The 19,096-nt window shown below is 71.2% G+C and carries 20 protein-coding genes and 1 pseudogene; 13 read left to right on the top strand and 8 right to left on the bottom strand.

Annotated elements, in window-relative coordinates; all coding sequences use genetic code 11:
- Window positions 1-4 precede the first annotated feature (4 nt).
- Genes O7631_RS25125 through O7631_RS25105 form a run of 5 tightly spaced genes read left to right on the top strand, consistent with a single transcriptional unit; the run spans window position 5 to window position 5,631 of the window.
- Window positions 5-961: an ABC transporter permease gene (locus O7631_RS25125; RefSeq protein WP_145780691.1), complete on the top strand. Its 957-nt coding sequence runs from the start codon at window positions 5-7 to the stop codon at window positions 959-961.
- Window positions 958-1,842, top strand: a complete 885-nt coding sequence (locus O7631_RS25120; protein ID WP_278146514.1) for an ABC transporter permease — start codon at window positions 958-960, stop codon at window positions 1,840-1,842. The genes O7631_RS25125 and O7631_RS25120 overlap by 4 nt, the downstream gene beginning before the upstream one ends.
- Entirely contained in the window at window positions 1,839-2,846 is a 1,008-nt protein-coding gene (locus tag O7631_RS25115; protein ID WP_278146513.1) for an ABC transporter ATP-binding protein, read from the top strand. The genes O7631_RS25120 and O7631_RS25115 overlap by 4 nt, the downstream gene beginning before the upstream one ends.
- Entirely contained in the window at window positions 2,843-3,844 is a 1,002-nt protein-coding gene (locus tag O7631_RS25110; protein ID WP_278146512.1) for an oligopeptide/dipeptide ABC transporter ATP-binding protein, read from the top strand. The genes O7631_RS25115 and O7631_RS25110 overlap by 4 nt, the downstream gene beginning before the upstream one ends.
- On the top strand, window positions 3,841-5,631 hold the full coding sequence (locus O7631_RS25105) for a gamma-glutamyltransferase family protein (RefSeq protein WP_278146511.1): 1,791 nt from the start codon (window positions 3,841-3,843) through the stop codon (window positions 5,629-5,631). Before O7631_RS25110 ends, O7631_RS25105 begins: the two co-directional genes overlap by 4 nt.
- Here O7631_RS25105 and O7631_RS25100 read toward each other — a convergent pair.
- Window positions 5,628-6,311, bottom strand: a complete 684-nt coding sequence (locus O7631_RS25100) for a GntR family transcriptional regulator (protein ID WP_269679364.1) — start codon at window positions 6,309-6,311, stop codon at window positions 5,628-5,630. The genes O7631_RS25105 and O7631_RS25100 overlap by 4 nt on opposite strands.
- Window positions 6,312-6,402: 91 nt before the next feature.
- Here O7631_RS25100 and O7631_RS25095 point away from each other — a divergent pair, with 91 nt between their 5' ends.
- Entirely contained in the window at window positions 6,403-7,098 is a 696-nt protein-coding gene (locus tag O7631_RS25095) for a YoaK family protein (protein WP_278146510.1), read from the top strand.
- Window positions 7,099-7,101: 3 nt separating this feature from the next.
- Here the strand turns inward: O7631_RS25095 and O7631_RS25090 are convergent, their stop codons facing one another.
- The 6 genes from O7631_RS25090 to O7631_RS25065 form a co-directional block, all read right to left on the bottom strand.
- Window positions 7,102-7,728: a response regulator transcription factor gene (locus O7631_RS25090; protein WP_278146509.1), complete on the bottom strand. Its 627-nt coding sequence runs from the start codon at window positions 7,726-7,728 to the stop codon at window positions 7,102-7,104.
- Window positions 7,725-9,008: a histidine kinase gene (locus O7631_RS25085; RefSeq protein WP_278146508.1), complete on the bottom strand. Its 1,284-nt coding sequence runs from the start codon at window positions 9,006-9,008 to the stop codon at window positions 7,725-7,727. Before O7631_RS25085 ends, O7631_RS25090 begins: the two co-directional genes overlap by 4 nt.
- A 5-nt stretch (window positions 9,009-9,013) precedes the next feature.
- Complete coding sequence (locus tag O7631_RS25080) at window positions 9,014-9,466, bottom strand: ABA4-like family protein (RefSeq protein WP_278146507.1); 453 nt, start codon at window positions 9,464-9,466, stop codon at window positions 9,014-9,016.
- Window positions 9,463-10,389, bottom strand: a complete 927-nt coding sequence (locus O7631_RS25075) for a hypothetical protein (RefSeq protein ID WP_278146506.1) — start codon at window positions 10,387-10,389, stop codon at window positions 9,463-9,465. Before O7631_RS25075 ends, O7631_RS25080 begins: the two co-directional genes overlap by 4 nt.
- A 115-nt stretch (window positions 10,390-10,504) precedes the next feature.
- Window positions 10,505-10,900 carry a hypothetical protein gene (locus tag O7631_RS25070; protein WP_278146505.1) on the bottom strand — a complete coding sequence of 132 codons (396 nt, stop codon included), beginning with the start codon at window positions 10,898-10,900 and terminating at the stop codon, window positions 10,505-10,507.
- Window positions 10,901-11,136: 236 nt separating this feature from the next.
- Entirely contained in the window at window positions 11,137-11,439 is a 303-nt protein-coding gene (locus O7631_RS25065; RefSeq protein WP_278146504.1) for a helix-turn-helix transcriptional regulator, read from the bottom strand.
- 62 nt (window positions 11,440-11,501) lie between these two features.
- Here O7631_RS25065 and map point away from each other — a divergent pair, with 62 nt between their 5' ends.
- The gene (map, locus tag O7631_RS25060) at window positions 11,502-12,275 is read left to right on the top strand and encodes a type I methionyl aminopeptidase (RefSeq protein WP_278146503.1); all 774 of its coding nucleotides are present in this window, start codon (window positions 11,502-11,504) and stop codon (window positions 12,273-12,275) included.
- An 8-nt stretch (window positions 12,276-12,283) separates the two neighbouring features.
- Here map and O7631_RS25055 read toward each other — a convergent pair whose 3' ends face one another.
- A complete protein-coding gene (locus tag O7631_RS25055; protein WP_278146502.1) occupies window positions 12,284-12,628 on the bottom strand; it encodes a DUF1330 domain-containing protein in 345 nt (114 codons plus the stop codon).
- Window positions 12,629-12,750: 122 nt separating this feature from the next.
- On the opposite strand from O7631_RS25055, the gene O7631_RS25050 reads away from it, so the two are divergent.
- The 6 genes and pseudogenes from O7631_RS25050 (at window position 12,751) to O7631_RS25025 (ending at window position 19,087) form a co-directional block, all read left to right on the top strand.
- Window positions 12,751-13,551 (top strand): helix-turn-helix transcriptional regulator, encoded by an 801-nt coding sequence (locus O7631_RS25050; protein WP_278146501.1) that lies wholly within the window; start codon window positions 12,751-12,753, stop codon window positions 13,549-13,551.
- Window positions 13,552-13,739: 188 nt separating this feature from the next.
- Window positions 13,740-14,426, top strand: a pseudogene (locus tag O7631_RS25045) (CDP-alcohol phosphatidyltransferase family protein); the annotation flags it as partial.
- Window positions 14,427-14,656: 230 nt separating this feature from the next.
- Window positions 14,657-16,315 (top strand): sulfatase-like hydrolase/transferase, encoded by a 1,659-nt coding sequence (locus tag O7631_RS25040; protein ID WP_278146499.1) that lies wholly within the window; start codon window positions 14,657-14,659, stop codon window positions 16,313-16,315.
- Window positions 16,316-16,346: 31 nt separating this feature from the next.
- Window positions 16,347-17,141, top strand: a complete 795-nt coding sequence (locus O7631_RS25035) for an FkbM family methyltransferase (RefSeq protein WP_278146498.1) — start codon at window positions 16,347-16,349, stop codon at window positions 17,139-17,141.
- A gap of 561 nt (window positions 17,142-17,702) precedes the next feature.
- The gene (locus tag O7631_RS25030; protein WP_278146497.1) at window positions 17,703-18,122 is read left to right on the top strand and encodes an ASCH domain-containing protein; all 420 of its coding nucleotides are present in this window, start codon (window positions 17,703-17,705) and stop codon (window positions 18,120-18,122) included.
- Between the two features lie 167 nt (window positions 18,123-18,289).
- Window positions 18,290-19,087 (top strand): PrsW family intramembrane metalloprotease, encoded by a 798-nt coding sequence (locus O7631_RS25025; protein WP_278146496.1) that lies wholly within the window; start codon window positions 18,290-18,292, stop codon window positions 19,085-19,087.
- The last annotated feature ends 9 nt before the right edge of the window (window positions 19,088-19,096 follow it).

Raw genomic sequence — 19,096 nt, 5'->3', positions numbered from 1 at the left:
CACAGTGGCCCGATATCTGCTCACCCGCGCCTGGCAGTCGGCCCTGACCCTGCTGCTGTCGACGGTCGTGGTCTTCGTCGGCGTACGGGCGCTCCCCGGTGACCCGGCCCTCGCCCTGGCCGGCGAGGACCGCTCACCGGAGGCGCTGGAGGCGATCCGCCGGCACTACGGGCTGGACCAGCCGCTGCCGGTCCAGTTCGCGCAGTACGTGGAGCGCATGGCGCAGGGCGACTTCGGGGTGTCGATCCGCACCGGCACGCCGGTCTCGTCGATGCTCACGACCGCCCTGCCGGTGACCGTCGAGTTGTCCGTCCTGGCGATCCTCATCGCCTCGGCGCTCGGGGTCGGCGCGGGCGTGCTCGCCGCGGTGCGTCGCGGACGGCCGGCGGAATGGCTGGCCAACGGTCTGGCGCTGATCGGCCTGTCGGTGCCGCACTTCTGGCTGGGGCTGCTCGCGATCCTCTACCTGTCCGTGGCGACCGGGCTGTTCCCCGCCTCCGGGTTCGTGCCGATCCTGGAGGACCCCGTGGACAACCTGCACCACATCGTCCTGCCGGCGGTGATCCTCGGGACCGGCCTCGCCGCCATCATCATGCGGCAGACCCGCTCGGCGATGCTGGACTCGCTCTCGTCGGACTACGTGCGCACCGCGAAGGCCAAGGGCCTGCGACCTCGTGCCGTCATCACCCGGCACGCGCTGCGCAACAGCCTCATCGTGGTGGTGACCGTCGTGGGTCTCCAACTCGGAGGGCTGATCTCGGGCGCGGTGGTCACCGAACAGATCTTCGGGCTCCCGGGCTTCGGCAAGATGACCATCGACGCGGTGTTCCAACGGGACTACCCGGTGATCCAGGCCGTCGTCCTGCTCACCGCGACGGCCTACATCGTGATCAATTTCCTGGTGGACCTGCTCTACTCGGTCATCGACCCCCGCATCCGGGTGACGGGAGATCCGGCATGACCGTCCTCACCGTACCGATGGCGGAGACCGCGGTCGGCGTCACCAGGCGTACGCGGGTGCTGCGTCGGCTGCGCCGCAACCCCCTCGCGGTGGTCAGTTTCGTCGTGCTCACGCTCGCGGCGGTCATCGCGCTGCTCTCGCCGTGGATCGCGCCGTACTCCGTCGACCAGACCGACTTCGCCCGTACCCTCGCACCTCCCGGCGCCGCCGGGCACGTGCTCGGCACCGACGACCTCGGTAGGGACGTCCTCTCCCGCATCATGCTCGGTGCCCGGGCGTCGTTGCAGGTGGGGCTCCTTGCGGTGGCCACCTCCCTGGTCATCGGGGTGCCACTCGGGCTGGCGGCCGGCTACTTCCGCGCCTGGGACGCGGTCATCTCGCGCTTCACCGACCTGCTGCTCGCCTTCCCATTCCTGATCATGGCCGTGGGGTTGGCGGCCATCCGGGGTGCCAGCCTCGGCAACGCGGCGGTGGCCATCGGCATCGCCCAGATCCCCGGGGTGATCCGGGTCGTCCGCTCGGACACGCTGCGCCTCAAGTCGTTGGACTTCGTCGCGGCGGCCGTGGTGGACGGGGCGAGTGACCTGTGGGTGCTGACCCGGCACATCCTGCCGAACGCGACGTCGGTGATTCTGGTGCAGGCCACCGTCGCCATTCCGGCCGCGATCCTCGGCGAGGCGGTGCTGTCCTTCCTCGGCCTCGGCATCCAACCACCGGCGCCCAGCCTGGGCACCATGCTGGCGACCGCCCAGCAGTTCGCCGCCCGGGCACCGTGGGCGGCCGTCTTCCCCGGAGTGGTGATCATGGGCTTGGCGCTGGCGTTCAACGTCTTCGGTGACGCCCTACGGGACGCCCTCGACCCGAAGGGAGACCGCCGATGACCACGGCGACAGCGCCCGTGCTGGAGATCCGCGACCTGTCGGTGTCCTTCCCGACCGAGACCGGCACCGTCTCGGCGGTGGACGGCGTCAGCCTGGACCTCGCCCCCGGGGAGATCGTCGGAATGGTCGGCGAGTCCGGGTGCGGAAAGAGCGTCACCGCGATGAGCATCGCCGGCCTGCTGCCCGGCAGCGCCCGGATCACCGGCTCCGTACGCCTCGACGGCGCCGAACTGGTCGGCGCCCGCGAGTCGGCGCTGCGCCGCGTACGCGGCCAGGAGATCGCCTACATCTTCCAGGAGCCGATGACGTCCCTGAACCCGGTGCTCACCGTCGGGCGTCAGATCGGGGAGGTGCTCCAGGTCCACGAGCGGATGTCCCGACGGGCGGCGCGGGCCCGCGCCGTCGAGCTGTTGACGCTCGTCGGCATCCCCTCCGCGACCCAACGGGTCGACACCTACCCGCACCAGCTCTCCGGCGGCATGCGGCAACGCGTGATGATCGCGATGGCGGTGGCCTGCGGCCCGAAGGTGCTGGTGGCCGACGAGCCGACCACCGCGCTGGACGTCACCGTCCAGGCCGGCATCCTCCAGGTGCTGCGCGACCTGCGCGACCGGCTCGGCACGAGCGTCCTCATCATCACGCACGACCTCGGCGTGATCGCCGACATCGCGGACCGCGTGGTCGTCATGTACGCCGGGCGCGTCGTGGAGCGTGCGCCGGTGGACGACCTGTTCGCACACCCTCGGCACCGGTACACCGCCGGGCTGCTGTCAGCGTCACCGCGGCCGGGTCGGCACGCCGGCACGGACCGGTTGACCGAGATCCCCGGGCTGGTGCCGGTGCTGTCGACGCAACCCGACGCGTGCACGTTCGCGGACCGCTGCCCGGCCGCCGATCCGACCTGCCGCGATTCGGCCCCGCCACTGGCGGGCATCGGCGGCGAGGACCACCTCGCCGCGTGCTGGCACCCCTGCCCCACGGCACCCCAGGAGGCGACCCGATGACGCCGCAACCGCACGCCCTGGAGATCGAGGACCTGGTGATGCACTTCGGCCCGGTCCGCGCCGTGGACGGGGTATCAGTGAGCATCCCGAGGGGTCGGGTCACCGCGCTGGTGGGGGAGAGCGGCTCCGGGAAGTCGACGGTCGGCCGCTGCGTGGTGCGGCTGGTCGAGCCCACCGACGGAACGGTCCGGATCGCCGGTACCGACGTCACCCACCTGTCCCGACGACGACTGCGCCCCCACCGTGGCGCGGTGTCGATCGTCTTCCAGGACCCGGCCGCGTCGCTGGACCCACGCATGCTGGTCGGCGAGATCGTGGCCGAGCCGCTGCGGCTGGCCGGCAGGCGGCTCTCCCGACGCGAACGGGACGCCCGCGTCGCCCCGCAGCTCGAACGGGTGGGCCTGCGCGCCGAGGTGGCACGTCGCTACCCCCACGAGCTGTCCGGTGGGCAACGCCAACGGGTCAGCATCGCCCGGGCGCTGATCTCCGAACCGATGCTGCTCATCGCCGACGAACCCACCAGCGCGCTCGACGTCTCGGTGCAGGCGTCGGTGCTCAACCTCCTCGCCGACCTGCAACGCGACATCGGTTTCGCCTGCCTCTTCATCACCCACGACCTGTCCGCCGTCGAGTACCTGGCCGACGAGATCGCCGTCATGTACCTGGGCCAACTCGTCGAGAAGGGCACCCGCGAGCGGATCTTCGCTCGGCCCGCCCACCCGTACACCCAGGCTCTGCTGTCCGCCGCGCCGGTGGCCGACCCGGTGCGCCAGCGGCAGCGTCAGCCGGTGCTGCTCGGCGACGACCTGCCCTCCGCTCTCGACCCACCGTCCGGCTGCCGCTTCCGGACCCGGTGCCCGCTCGCCTTCGACAGGTGCGCGACGGAGGTGCCGGCGCAGACGGCCATCGGCGACGGCATGGCCGCCTGCCACCTGGTCCGGCCGGACGGCACCGGCCCCGACGTTCGCACCGCAGATACCAGTGAGGTGTTGTCATGACGTTCACCACCCGACCCACGTTGCAGGGCACCTTCGGCATGGTGTCCTCGACGCACTGGCTCGCCAGCCAGGCGGCGATGGGCATCCTGGAGCGCGGCGGCAACGCCTTCGACGCGGCGGTCACCGCCGGGTTCGTCCTGCACGTGGTCGAGCCGCACCTGAACGGGCCGGGCGGCGAGGTCCCAGCCATCGTGGCCACCGCGCGGGATCCCAGGCCGAAGGTGCTGTGCGGGCAGGGGCCGGCACCGGCCGGCGCGACCATCGCGCACTTCCGCTCCCTCGGGATGGACCTCGTCCCGGGGGCCGGGCCGCTCGCGGCGGCCGTACCCGGTGCCGTGGACGCCTGGCTCCTGCTGCTGCGCGAGCACGGCACGCTCACCCTCGCCGAGGTGCTGGAGCCGGCGATCGGCTACGCCGGCGCCGGTCACCCGCTGGTGGGCCGCGTCGGCGACACAGTGGCAGCCGTGCGGTCGTTGTTCGAGGAACACTGGCCGACGTCCGCCGCGCTCTGGCTGCGCGGCGGCCGGCCACCGCGCGCGGGGGAGATGGTCACCAACCCGGCGTACGCGGACACCCTGCGCCGACTGGTGGAGGCGGGGCAGGCGGCCGGCGCGGACCGGGAGGCGCAGATCGAGGCCGCCCGACGGGCCTGGAGTACGGGTTTCGTCGCCGAGGCGATCGACGCGTTCAGCCGACGGCCGTTCCAGGACTCCAGCGGCCGGCCGAATGCCGGTCTGGTCACCGGGGACGACCTGGCCGCGTACTCGGCGACCTGGGAGGAGCCCGCCACCCTCGACTGGCACGGCTACTCGGTGGCGAAGACCGGGTTCTGGGGTCAGGGCCCGGTGCTGCTGCAGGCGCTGGCCACCCTCGACGGGTTCGACAAGCCCGCCGCGTACGACCCGGGCACCGCGACCGGTGTGCACGCCCAGGTCGAGGCGCTCAAGCTCGCCTTCGCCGACCGGGAAGCCTGGTACGGCGACGACGTGGACGTGCCCGCCAAGGCGCTGCTGTCCCGGGAGTACGCGCGGGAGCGGGCGGCACTGATCGGTGACCGCGCGTCGACTGAGGTGCGGCCGGGACGTCCCGACGGGGCGCAGCCTCGCCTGCCGGCCCACGTCCGACCCGGTGTCGGACGGCGGGCCGACCCGACGGACCCGACGACGGGGGAGCCGACGGTGCAGTCGGACGGGGTGACCCGTGGCGACACCTGTCACGTCGACGTGGTCGACAGGTGGGGCAACATGATCTCCGCTACCCCGAGCGGTGGCTGGTTGCAGAGTTCGCCGACGATCCCGGAACTCGGCTTCCCGCTGGGCAGCAGATTGCAGATGTTCTGGCTGGAGGAGGGCCTTGCGTCGTCGTTGGCGCCGGGGCGGCGACCGCGCACGACGTTGAGCCCGACGATGGTGCACCGCGACGGGGAGCCGGTGCTGGCGTGTGGGACGCCCGGTGGCGACCAGCAGGACCAGTGGCAGTTGCCGTTCCTGCTCCGGCACCTCGTCGGCGGTCGGACCCTCCAGGAGGCGATCGACGCCCCGGCCTGGCACACGCTCAGCCTGCCGGGGTCGTTCTACCCACGGGACTCCGAGCCCGGTGTCCTGGTGGTGGAGGACCGCTACGACGACAGCGTGCTGGCGGCCCTGCGGGCGTACGGGCACGAGGTGCGGGTGGTCGACGGGTGGAGCCTCGGTCGGCTCTGCGCCGTGACCCGTGACCCGGCGACGGGTGTGCTCGCCGCCGGTGCGAACCCCCGGGGGATGCAGGGCTACGCGTGCGGCCGTTAGGCGGTGACTCCGTAGCCGCCTTCGGCGTTCTCGTGGGCTGCGGCGGACGCCGCGTCGAGGTGGGCGAGCGCGGCCCGCTCGGCGCGGTCGCCGTCGCCTGACTCGATGGCGTCGACGAGCTGGATGTGTTCGGCCCACGAGTGTGGTGCGCGTTCCGCCGCCCCGAGCCGGAAGACCCACTGGACATGGAGGTAGAGCGACTTGGCGATCGACGACAGCCAGGGGTTTCCGCTGATCTGGAGGATGCGCAGGTGCAGCATGCTGTTCAGTTCGGCGACCCGGGCCAGGTCCTGTCGCTGGGTCGCCTCGCGGCCCTGGTCGAGCAGGGCCCGTAGGGCGGCCACGTCGGCGGCGGTGGCCCGTTCGGCGGCCAGTCGGGCGGCCAGCGTCTCCAGGCGCTCGCGGACGGCGAACATGTCGGCGATGGTCCCGCTGCTGGGTGAGGCGACGACGGCTCCCCGGCGGGGGAGGATCAGGACGAAGCCCTCGGCCTCGGCGACGCGCAGCGCCTCCCGGACCGGGTTGCGGGAGACGCCGAAGTCCTCGGCGAGCCGGTCCTCGGTGAGCCGTTCACCGGGCAGGTAGTTGCCGTCGATGATCGCGGTGCGCAGTGCGGTGAGGACCTGATCGCGTAGCGGCAGGTGTTGGGTGCCGAGCTTGTCCCGTAGATCGTCAGCCACCTGGTCGCCTCTCCGTGAACATGTCCGGACAAAGTGTATACGAAGAACAATCTCTGGAGGGTGGCCGACAGTGCCGAGCACAGTCCCCCGCGTGATCCAGCCCGACCTCGCAGCTCAGCAGGACCCGCGCCTCCTGCGCCGACGGCACGCGCTCGTCGTCGTGCTCACCTTCCTGACCGGCAGCGCCGACGCCCTCGGGTTCCTCTCCCTCGGCGGGGCCTTCGCCAGCGTCATGACCGGCAACATGGTCCTGCTCGGACTCTCCGCGGGCCGGGGCGACGCCGAGCTGGCTCTGACGTCGGGCTGCGCCATCGTCAGCTTCATCGTCGGTGTCCTCGCGGGTGCCCGCGTGGTCGGCTCGGCGCAACCGGACGACCCGGTCTGGCCCCGTCGGGTCACCTGGGCGCTGGTCCTGGAACTGGTGGTGTTCGTCGTGTTCCTCGTGGTCTGGGAGGTCACCCTCCACACCCCCGACGCGCACGTCCACCTCGCGCTGCTCATGCTGTCCGCCGTCGCGCTGGGCATCCAGAGCAGCGCCATTCAACGTTTCGGCGTCCCCGGCCTGTCCTCCACGTACCTGACCGGCACGCTCACCAGCCTGATCGCCGGCGTCGCCGCGCGCAGCCCGTGGGGCAACCTGCGCCCCAAGGTCCAGGTCCTGCTGGCCCTCATGGTCGGCGCCGGGGTCGGTGCGCTCGTCGCTCTGCATCTGCCGGTCGTCGCCCCGGCGTTGCTGATCGTGCCGCTGCTGCTCGTCATCGCCGTGTCCGCGCGGATGAGGGCCTGAGCGTCAGACGCCGCGCGCGAACAGGGCGAGGCGTACCCGGTTCGGGCTGTCGGTCTTGGTCATCAGGCTGGTGATGTGGGTCTTGACGGTGGTGACTCCGATGTGGAGTCGATCGCCGATCTCGGTGTTGGACAGGCCCTCGGCGACCAGGTTGAGCACGTCCTGTTCGCGGGCGGTCAACCCCTGCACCGGTCGGGGTGTCTCCGGACGGGCGTGCACGGCGCGTTGCACGAGGCGTCGGAGCACCTCGGCGCTGAACGGGCTGTCACCGGCCGCGGCCCGGCGGATGCCGTCGAGCAACTCGGTCGGGGGCGCGTCCTTGAGCAGGAACCCGCACGCGCCGGCGGTCAGGGCGGGGTAGAGGTGGTCGTCGTCGCCGAACGTGGTCAACACCAGGATGCGGGTGGCGGGGCGTTCGGCGAGGATCCGGCTGGTCGCGGTGATTCCATCGACGCCGGGCATACGCAGGTCCATGACCACGACGTCGGGGAGCAGCCGCGCGGCGAGCGTGATCGCCTCCCGGCCGTTGTCGGCCTCCGCGACGACCTCGATGTCGGGTTGGGCGTCGCAGAGCATCCGCAGCCCGGCCCGGATGAGGTGCTGGTCGTCGACCAGCAGCACCCGGATCACGCCGGCTCCGGGGCGCGGGACCCCGCCGGAGCAGCACTGTCATCGGGCGTCGACCCGCCCGGGGCCGCCCGCTCAGCGGGCACCGACGTGGCCGGGCGACGCCCCGACGCGGCGACCACGGCCGGGAGGACGGTGCGCACCCGCCAGCCGGTGCCGGTCGGGCCCGCCTCCAACCGGCCGCCGAGGACCTCGACGCGCTCGCGCATGCCAGTGATGCCGTGACCGCCGCCCGCCGGTAGACCCGCCGGGACCCCACCGCGACCGGTGTCGGTGACCTCCCAGTGCACCGCGTCGTCGTGGACCGCGACGACGAGCCGCGCCACCGCTGAGGTTCCGGCGTGTTTGGCCACGTTGGTCAGTGCCTCCTGGGTCAGCCGCAGCACGGCCATGCCGCGTACCGCGTCGAGTGAACCGATCGCCGGATCCAGGTCGGCCTCCACGGCGACTCCCGACTGACGGGCCCGGTCGATGGACGCGCCGATCGCCGCCGGCAGCGCGGCGGGTTCGATCGCGGTCAGCGCCGCGTCACCGCGTACCCCGTCGGGGTTTCGCAGCACCGCGACCAGCCGGCGCAGCTCCGCGAGGGCCGCGGTGCCGGTGCCGTGCACGTCGTCGAAGACCTCGCCCACCCGGGGGTCCGGGTCGGTGAGCACGTGCCGGGCCACGCCGACCCGCAGGACCATCGACGCCACGTGGTGCGCGACGACGTCGTGCAGCTCGCGGGCTATGGCGCTGCGTTCGTCGGCGCGGGCCGCGCGGCTCTCCGACTCGTGTTGGCGTTGCTCGGCCAGGGCCCGCTCCACGGCCTGCCGACCCAGCTCCCGGTTGGCGCGGATGACGAGGCCGAGCAGCACCGGCACGCCGACCTCCCCGGCGAGCCCGACGACCCCGGAGGCGAACCGGCGTGGCGGGTCGCCGATCGAGTCGGTCAGGTCGACCACCACCAGCAGCGCGGTGGCCAGCCAGATGGCCCGGGGGCCGCGCGCCCGCATGGTCATCTCGAGCAACGCCCAACTGGCGCCGACCTGGTTGATGGTGAAGTCGTCGACCAGGCTGATGGCGACCGCCAGCAGGGCGGCCTGCGCCACCATGTTCACGACCGGTCGGCGGTGCGCCGCCAGCGCCACCGCGAACGCCGGCACCGCGAGGATCCACTGTGTCGCCGTGGGCGTGCTGGTGGAGTGCGGGATGACGAGCAGGTAGCACAACCCGGTGAGGTCGAGCAGCACCATCCGCACGAGTGTGTCCCGCAGGTCGAACAGTCGCCCCAGCCAGCTCACGACGGTCAGCCTAGGCGTTGCGGGCCGGTGGCGGCGGTCGCGGACCGCCGCCACCGGGTCCGGACCGCGAGGTACGCGGCCAAACCGAGCGGCCCGAGCAGGATGGTCAGCACCAGCACCGGAGCCATGACCAGCGCCGGCACCCCCCGTTCCCGGCTGTCCAACCACGCCCACCGCCCGACGAACAGATCGAACGCGATCATGTGTGCCCAGCCCGCCGCCGCACCGTCGGAGGTGCCGAGCAGGTCCCGCACGCCGGCCAGCGTCGGGGAGGCTACGGCCGGCAGCACGTCACCGAAGGCCGGCAGCACCAGCAGCGCGTAGATCACCACGACCGGCAGCACGATCAGCGGGGAGGCGATGATCCGGGCGGTCCACGACCACCGTGGCAGCAGGATCATCAGCGCCCAGAACGGCGCGGCCACCGCGAACGTCAGGGAGAACAGCGTCGCGGTCATGCCGCCAGCGCCAGGTCCGGTCGGCGGCGGCGCGCCAGCACGATCCCGGCGGCGGTCGCGGTCGTGACCACCAGGGCGGCCACGGCCGCGAGGGTGACGGCGTCCGGCCGCAGCAGCGGCTGCCCGCGCAGCGCCTGCCAGGTCAACAACACGGTGAGTACGCCGTACGCCGCGCCCGCGACGACCAGGAGCCGGACGCGGGTGCGCTCGTCGAGTCGAGTGGCGAACCGACTCAGCAGGATCGCCAGGATGGGCAGCGCCTGGAGGGCGTGCAGCCCGACGAAGTGCCCGATCCGCAGGTCACCCCCCGTGGTGCTCCAGCCCACCACCGGCAGTCCCGCTCCGCCGTCGACGACGCCCACGCTGTGCGCCCCGGAGATCCCCTCGATCCCCGGCTCCTGCATGGGCAGCACCATCGGTATCGCCGCGAGCATGCCCAGCAGCGACAGGCCGAGACCCCACCCGACGGCCGTCGCGGCGGCCCGGTCCGGGATCCGCCGGATCAGCAGCACGATGCCGATCAGGAGGTGCGCGAGGAACAGCACCATGATCGCCGCGCCCATCACCGAGAACAGTGCGCCGTTCAGTGGGGAGGTGCCGTTGAAGTGGCTGGTCTGCCCGCGTATCACCTGAGCGACGATCACCACCATCTCGACCACCGCCATCGCTACGACGACTGTCGCTGCCCACTCGGCGGCTCGGCTGCGCCGTGGCAACAGGGTGAGCATCCAGGCGAGCGTCGCGCCGTACAGCACGAAGGACACCGCGAACTTGAACGGCTTGAGCCAGATCGGTGCTCCGGTGAGGACGCGCTGGTCGACGAGGATGCCGACCGCGCAGACGACGGCGAGCACCGCCATCGCGGACACGAAGACCATCAGTGGGCGGTGCCAGCGTGCCGCCCGGCGCAGATCGATTGTCATGCCTGTAGATGCTCGCGGTCGCCGCCGCCGATCACGTCCGACCGTAAGCCCCGGTTGCGGCCACCGGTCGGAGCGCGCCTCCTCCCTGGGTAGGAGACGAAGGAGTCCGTATCCGTCAGGGCCGCAGTCTGCCGTCATCGTGCAGGACGGCTTCGGCCAGCCGTCCGGGGAACATGCGACGCACGCTCGCTGAGTACTCGCTTCCGTCGCCAGGCTGAGTGACGCGCTCGCCGTCCACCCGCACCGGCACGGAGACGCCGGTGGTGAACCCGGGCCCCGGTGCCGCTTCACAGTGCGCCCAGGCGAACGACGACGCACCGTCCCGCCCGAGAAGTCGGACCTCGCACGTGCCCGGTCCACCGAGCAGTTCGCCGGGTAGGAGACGCGCGAGACGCTCCTCCTCGGCCCGAACATCGGCCGCGTTCCGGTCCGGTAGCGGGTAGGGCGGTTCGGAGCAGCCGGTGAGCAACCCGATTGCCAGACCGAGCCAGACGACGTGTCGGCGAATCATCGGTCGAGCATCCCATCCGCTGGTTCTGAGCCCGAGGTGACCGATGATCGCGTTCAAGCTCGTCACCACCGTCGAGGGCCTGCCGAAGTTCGAGAACGGCATCGGCATGGAGGGCATCGCCGCCTCCTGAACGCATCACCCGCTGGTCCCGGTCGCTCGCCGACCGGGACCAGCGTCTGCGTGTCGCCGGTCGCCGCGCTGTCGGCGGTCAGGTGCCCGGCAGACGCGGGACGCTGCTACGAGGCCAGGCGCTCGGCCACTGTGTGATCCGCTCGGATGAACTCGGCCTCGTCGTCCGACTTGTTGATCTCCGACCAGACGGCGTCGAGGGAGAGGCCGAGGACGTCGGCGATCGCCGCGATGGTCGGGAAGGCGGGGGTGGCGATGCGACCGGACTCGATCTTTCGGAGCGTCTCCGGTGAGACACCCGCGTCCAGCGCGGTGAGGAGCATCGAACGTTCCCCTCGGGCGCGGCGCAGGAGGGCGCCGAGGCGCTGTCCGCGTTCGACCTCTGCGGGAGTGAGCGGCAACCTGACCATGCCCCGATTCTAGTACCGGGATAATATGGCCGGGATACTTATTGGTTCGAGGAAGGCGCGGCATGATCGAGATCCTGAGCCCCACCGACCTGCCCCGCGCTCGGGACACCGGCGCCCTGGTCGCCGGCATCCTGCAGACGTTGAAGAGTCGCAGCGTGGTCGGCACGAACCTCCTGGACATCGACGCGTGGGCGCAAAGCATGATCATGGAGGCCGGGGCGCAGTCCTGCTACGTCGACTACGAGCCCTCCTTCGGGCGCGGCCCGTTCGGCCACTACATCTGCACGTCGGTCAACGACGCGGTGCTGCACGGGCTGCCCTACGACTACCGGCTCGCCGACGGCGACCTGCTGTCGCTCGACCTCGCCGTCTCCCTGGGTGGGGTGGTCGCCGACTCCGCGATCAGCTTCATCGTGGGCGAGACGCAGCCCCCGGAGAGCGTCGCGCTGATCGACGCCACCCAGCGCGCGTTGAGCGCCGGCATCGCCGCCGCCGGCCCCGGAGTCCACATCGGCGATATCTCGCACGCCATCGGCTCGGTTCTCGGCGCGGCCGGATACTCGGTCAACACCGAGTTCGGCGGCCACGGCGTCGGCTCGACGATGCACCAGGACCCGCACGTCTCCAACACGGGACGACCGGGCCGCGGTTACCGGTTGCGCCCCGGGGTGCTGCTGGCACTGGAGCCGTGGGTCATGGCGGACACCGCCACGCTCGTCACCGACCCCGACGGCTGGACCCTGCGCAGCGTGACTGGCTGCCGGACCGCCCACAGCGAGCACACGATCGCCATCACCGACGACGGCGTCGAGGTCCTCACCCTGCCCAAGCCCTGACCCCTACGCTACGAACCGTCGGCCCGGCGGATCGCGTCCGCCATCTCCGACGAGCTGTGGTCGGCGCCTACCCCCTCGACGAGGATCGCCTCGCCGGCGAGGTGCCTCGTCCGTAGGGGCTTGATCTCCTGGTAGGCGGGGGATTCGTACCAGGAGCGGGCCCCTTCCAGGTCGGGAAACTCGATGATGACCAGGTCGCCCGGCCAGTCGCCCTCCAGCACCTCGATCGGCCCGCCGTGCACAATGAACCGGCCGCCGAAGGGCACGAGGGTGGCCTGTATGCGCTCCAGGTATTCCAGCACCTCCGGATGGATGGGAGCTCTACGCAGGTGAGCAAGCGCGTACGCGGTCATGATTCTCCGTTCGTTGCGGTCAGGGCTTCGCCCCTGCGGAAATGATCGCCAGCTCTGGTGAGCGATGTCGATTACGTCGCAGGTAATGCGCCATCCCCCGACGCGGTCAGTAGGGTCGGTGCGTGACGACCAGGCCAGGGCGACCGGTGGGTGAGCTGCTGCGCGACCAGCGCCGCAGGCGCGGGATGACTCAGCTCGACCTGTCAATCGAGGCGGGCGTGTCGGCCCGGCATCTCAGTTTCGTGGAGACTGGACGATCACGGCCGAGCCCGGACCTGATTCTGCGGCTGGCCGAGCAGCTCGACACGCCGCTGGCGGAGCGCAACACGATGCTGCTTGCCGCCGGATACGCCCCCGCCTACCCCAGCCACGAGCTGGACGGCCCGGAACTGGCTCCGTTGCGCGCCGCCGTACGGCAGATACTCGACGGACACCGCCCGTACCCTGCCGCGCTCGTCGACCGGCACTGGCAACTCGTCGAGGCCAACCCTGCCGTCGCCCTGTTCACCGCGGGCGCGGCGCAGCACCTGCTGGCCCCACCGGTGAACGTGCTGCGGCTCAGCCTGCACCCCGATGGCATGGCCTCACGGATCCTCAACCTCGCCGAATGGCGGGCCCATCTGCTCAACCGACTGCGCCGGCAGGCCGTGACCACGAGCGATCCGACCCTGTCCACACTGCACGAGGAGCTTCACGGCTATCCGGGCGGCGACGACGTCGCGCCGAGCAGCGACGACCTGTCGGCCGTCGTTGTTCCGCTCCGCTACCGCCACGGTGACCAGGAGCTGTCCTTCGTCAGCACGACCACCCTGTTCGGGACCCCGCTGGACGTCACAGTCGCCGGCCTGGCCGTCGAGGCGTTCTTCCCGGCGGACCCGGTGACCACCGCCGCGCTCCACGCCCTCGGCGCGGCTGCGGCCTGACCCGAACACCCGTCGTCGCATTCGGGGGCGTCGTCGGCTGAGAAGGGCTGCACTCACTGGCGACGAATTATCCGCATCCGCCGGGGCACGTCCCTCCGTATACATGTTGAGGCCCGTTCAGAATGAACCGATCGGTCATGTTTTCCGTGATGACGGTCAGGGTCACCCACCAGAGTCACGGAGGCACGATGTCAACGGTTCGAACCGGTCCGGTCATCGGACTGCTCGTGCAGATCGGCGTGCTGGCGGTGCTCGCGCAGACCGTCGGCCTCGGCCCGGCCGGGTGGGCGGCGGGGCTGGCGTACGGGGTGGCGCTGTGTGCCCTGCTCAGTCGAGGGATGTCCCGCTCGGGCGCGGACGATCTGAGCCCGGCCGACCAGGTGACCCTGAGCCGGGCGATCCTCGTCGGCGGCGTGACGGCCCTGGCCGCGGACGCGTTCACCCGACCGGCGCCGGTCACGTTGATGGTCGTCCTCACCAGTGTGGCGCTCGTGCTGGACGCCGTGGACGGTTACACGGCCCGACGTACCGGTACGTCCAGCGAACTCGGCGCACGCTTCGACATGGAGATCGACTCCTTCCTGGTCCTGGTGCTCTGCCTGCACGTCGCACCCTCGGTGGGCGGCTGGGTGCTCGCGATCGGCGCGATGCGCTACGTCTTCGTCGCCGCGAGCTGGGTGCTGGGGTGGATGCGCGGATCGTTGCCGCCGCGCTACTGGCGGAAGGTCGTCGCCGCGATCCAGGGCGTGGTGCTGACGGTGGCGATGGGCGACGCGCTGCCCGGGCCACTGACGACAGTCGTGCTGGTGGCGTCGCTGGCGCTGCTGGTCGAGTCGTTCGGGCGGGACGTCGCGTGGCTGTGGACGACCCGTCACGTCCGCCGAGCCCTCGCCCACGATGCCGCCGAGGACCGGCGCACTCCGGTCGTTCACGGCACGGTGGATGGGTTGCCCTGGCCGGAGCACCGGACGGTCGCCGTGGCCCGACGCGGGATCGCCCGCGTCTGAGTCGCCCGGTTACCGCGCCCAACAAAGATCATGGAAGGATGCCCGGGTTGTCGCTCGTGACGCGCGTACGTCAGATGCCGAGCCAGGGACGGAAGGCGATGAGGGGCGAGCTTTCGGACGTCACCGCCACCGACGGCACCGAGGCCGAGGAGCGGCCGAAGCGCTCCGTCGTGGCCCGACTGGTCACCCTCCTGGCCGTGCTGCTCGTGGTGCTCGTGCTCACCCTGCCGTACGACTTCGGCCGTCTCAGCCCGGCGGCTTTCGTGCGGATTCCCCTGGAGGCGCTGCTGACCGTCGCCCTCCTGCTCGCCCTACCCCCGCGGTGGAGCCGGTGGGTGGCGACGCTCGCCGGTGTGGCCCTCGGCCTGCTCGGCCTGCTGAAGCTGTTCGACCTGGGGTTCACCGCCGCGCTCAGTCGGGCCTTCGACCCGGTGCTCGACTGGGCGTTGCTCGACGAGGGGTTCGCCTTCGTCAGCGAGTCGTACGGCCGGCCCGTCGCCATCGGCGTGGCGATCACCCTGGCGGTGGTGGCCGTCGGCCTTCCCACCCTGGTCACGCTGTCGATGCGACGACTGCGCCGGCTGGTGATCTGGCACCGCGCCGGGACCCGCCGGGTCGTGGCGGCGCTGGTGGTCGTCTGGGTGGTCTGCGCCGCGTTCAACGTGCGGGTGGCCGAGGGCGTGGCTGTCGCCGACACGTCCGCGACCACACTGACCAACGGCCACGGCTTCCAGGTACGTCTGCGTCTCGACGACCGGGAGAGGTTCGCCGCGCTGCTCCAGGACGACCGGTTCGCCGAGACGCCCGGTGACCAGCTGCTCACCGCGCTGCGCGGCAAGAACGTCGTCGTCTCCTTCGTGGAGAGCTACGGCCGGGATGCCGTCGAGGACCCGGAGTTCGCCCCGCAGGTCGGTGCGGTCCTCGACGGAGGGACCAGTCGGCTCAGCGCGGCGGGGTTCGCCTCGCAGAGTGGATTCCTCACCTCGCCGACGTTCGGCGGCGGTAGTTGGCTCGCGCACGACACCCTGCTCTCCGGCCTGTGGGTCGACAACGACCAGCGGCACCGCACCCTGTTGGCGAGTGACCGGCTGACCCTCAACAAGGCGTTCCAACGGGCGAGCTGGCAGACCGTCGGTGTGATGCCGGCGGTGAGCAAGCCGTGGCCGGAGGGCTCCTTCTTCGGCTACGACCGGTTCTACGACGCCCGGAAGCTCGCGTACCGGGGGCCGAAGTTCAGCTTCGGCACCATGCCCGACCAGTACACCCTCGACAGTTGGCGGCGCCTGGAGCTGGGCAACAGCGGCGGCGAACCGACGATGACGGAACTCGCGCTGGTGTCGAGCCACGCGCCGTGGACGCCCGTCCCAAATCTGGTCGACTGGGCCGCCCTCGGCAACGGGGCGGTCTTCAAGGGGACCGCCAAGGAGTCCGACGACAAGCGGCGCAACACCGAGCAGATCCGCGCGGACTACCGGCACTCCATCGAGTACACGTTGAGCGCGCTCATCTCCTACGTGCAGACCTACGGCGACGACGACCTCGTGTTCATCTTCCTCGGTGACCACCAGCCCGCCGCCGTGGTCACCGGCGACAACGCCAGCCGGGACGTCCCGATCTCCATCATCACCCGGGACCGGGCCGTCCTGGACCGGATCTCCGGGTGGGGTTGGCAGGACGGGCTCAAGCCGGGACCGCAGGCGCCGGTCTGGCGGATGGACACCTTCCGGGACCGGTTCCTGACCGCCTTCGGGCCGTGACCCGGCCCCCTCACGGACTGGACTGAGACACATGACGGCTGCCACCAGCACCAGGATCGCCGCGCTCCGGACCGACCCGGCGATGTCCCTCCTGCACCGATCGCTGGACGTCTACTACGGCGACGCCGAGCGCGACGCGCGGATGGACGCCTTCTACTCCCGGTTCGTCGCCGAGGGGGATCTCGTCTTCGACGTCGGCTCGCACGTGGGCGACCACATCGCCAGCTTCCGTCGACTCGGGGCGAGGGTGGTGGCGGTGGAGCCGCAGCCGCTGTGCCTGCGCGCCCTGAAGGCGATCTACGCCGACGACGACCAGGTGACACTCGTCGAGGCGGTCTGCGGAGCCGTCCCGGGGAGCACCCGCTTCCACGTCAACTCCGCCAACCCCACAGTGTCGACGGCCTCGCCCGACTTCATGCTGGCGGCGGAGGGCGCTGGCGGGTGGGAGGGCCAGGTGTGGGACGCCGACATCGAGGTGCCGGTGGTCACCGTAGACACCCTCATCACCGAGTACGGCGAGCCGACCTTCGCGAAGATCGACGTGGAGGGTTTCGAGGACGAGGTGCTGGCCGGCCTGACCCGCCCGCTGCCCGCGCTCTCGTTCGAGTTCACCACGATCGCGCGCCCGGTCGCCTCCCGGTGTCTCGATCGCCTGACCGTGCTCGGCTTCGACGGCTTCGACGTCGCGCTGGGCGACGACAAGTCGATGACGTTCCAGCGCTGGGTCACCGCGACCGACATGGCGACGTACCTCGCCGCACTGCCGCACAGCGCGAACTCCGGCGACGTGTACTGCGTGCGCGGTCGGCACGAGACGGGAACCTGACCGACGACCGGGTGCGCCGACTGCGCGAGGCCGGTGTGGGGCCGGCTGCGCTCACGCCTGACGCCAACGAACGCCTTGGCATCCGCGCCGAACCCTGGCTGGAGCGGCTGCGACCGCGCCGGCGAGGCCGCTCGGGTCGTGGGAGGGATCCGACACAGTAGATCTTGGACAGTTACCGTTCCGTCAGAACGGTAACTGTCCAAGATCGCCGCGTGTGGGCGGCCTGGGCCGCGCCGAGGGCGCGCTCCGGCCCGGTCCGCGCGGATCGCCGCCGTGTTGAACGGCCGTCTGGCCCAGCCGCGACCGGAGATCAACTCGTCGCGACAGGATCCCGATCGGCAAGCGTCCGGCGGGCTGACCCTTCGAGATAGATCATCTAGATCATGCGCAGGGCCAGCGCGGTGGAGGCCGCCAGGTCACGGTCGAGCACCTCGTTGCGGGGGACGAACACCATGGCCTGCCCCTCACCGAGGACCACGTCCTCCTGTCGGGCCGTGGTCGTGCCTGGAAGCGTGTCGACGGCGGTTCCTCGCGGCGCGCCCGGTCGCGTACCCTCCGCGCATGGACCTCGATGATCTTCCGCTTGCCGAGTTCGCGTTCCCGGGGCCGCTGCGGGACAGGCTGGTGGGTGCGATCCTGTCCGGTGCGAAGACCTCGACCACGGGCCTGTTGGCCGGGTACGAGTGCGCGAACGAGCCACTGCCCGAGGTTGGTCAGCTTTCCGCCGTGGTGGACTCCGCGGGCCGGCGAGTCGCGGTCATCGAACTGACCGAGGTGCGGGTGATCCGTCTCGCGGACGTCGACCTGCGACACGCGCTGGACGAGGGTGAGGGCGACGAGTCCGTGGCGCAGTGGCGGGCGGGGCACGAGACGTTCTGGCACAGCGCGGAGCTCCGCGAGGAGCTGGGCGACCCCGACTTCACGGTGGACGACGACACGATGGTGGTGACCGAGCGCTTCCGGCTGGTGCACGTGGTCTGACGCCTGCCGGATGATCGACTCAACATCGGCGAGGTGGGGCCATCCCGCCGCCCGGATAGCCCCACCTCGCCGACCTGGAGTCGATCACGCCTGGCCCGCTGGCCGAGTCGTGCGGATCTCAACGCCGGGGCTGGTCTTCGTAACGTGGGTCGGCCACACTGCGCGGTATGCTTGATCGTTGGCGCCGGTGGGCGTGGGTCGGGGTTTTCGTCATCGGGCTGGTCCTCTACCTGGCGGTGCTGCGGACCCTCGTCAGCACCAAGAATCCGAATTTCGTACCGGCGTTGATCCTGCTCGGGGCGACCTTGGTGCCGTTGACGTTCCTGACGTTCGCGCAGGCCCGCACCGGGCGGTGGCAGGTGCCGGCGTCGGCGTTGGTGACGTCGGCGTTCTTCGGCGGTGTGATCGGCACGGTCGTCGCCGGGACCCTGGAGTACGACACCCTGCGCGGGCTCGGCACGCTGCCCATGCTGTTCGTCGCACTGATCGAGGAGTCGGCGAAGCTGATCGTGCCGGTGGTGCTGCTGTTCACGGTGGTGGCCCAGCGTCGGCGTCGGGTGCCCTCGGACGGTCTGGTCATCGGCGTCGCCGCCGGCATGGGGTTCGCCGCGCTGGAGACGATGGGTTACGCGTTCAGCGCGCTGCTCAGTTCGCAGGGCAACATCGGCGCGGTGGAGCAGACGCTGTTCATCCGTGGTCTGACCGCGCCCGCCGGGCACACCGCCTGGACCGGGCTCACCGCCGGCGCGCTGTGGGCGTTGTTGGCCACGCCGAGCGCCCGCCGGTTGTTCGGTTTCATCGGCACGTTCGTGGGCGTCGTCGTCCTGCACACCCTCTGGGACACGTTCACCGGCTCGCTGGTCTTCGTCGTGGTGGCGCTCGTCAGCATCGGCTGGCTGTTCTGGGAGCTGCACCGCTACCGGACCTTCAACGACCACCCCGTCGGGCAGTTGTCACCGCACTGACCATCGCCG

Source organism: Micromonospora sp. WMMD967, from assembly GCF_029626165.1.
Lineage (GTDB): Bacteria > Actinomycetota > Actinomycetes > Mycobacteriales > Micromonosporaceae > Micromonospora > Micromonospora taraxaci.
Note: the sequence above shows the minus strand (reverse complement) of the source record. Positions and strands in the feature narration are given on the sequence as shown.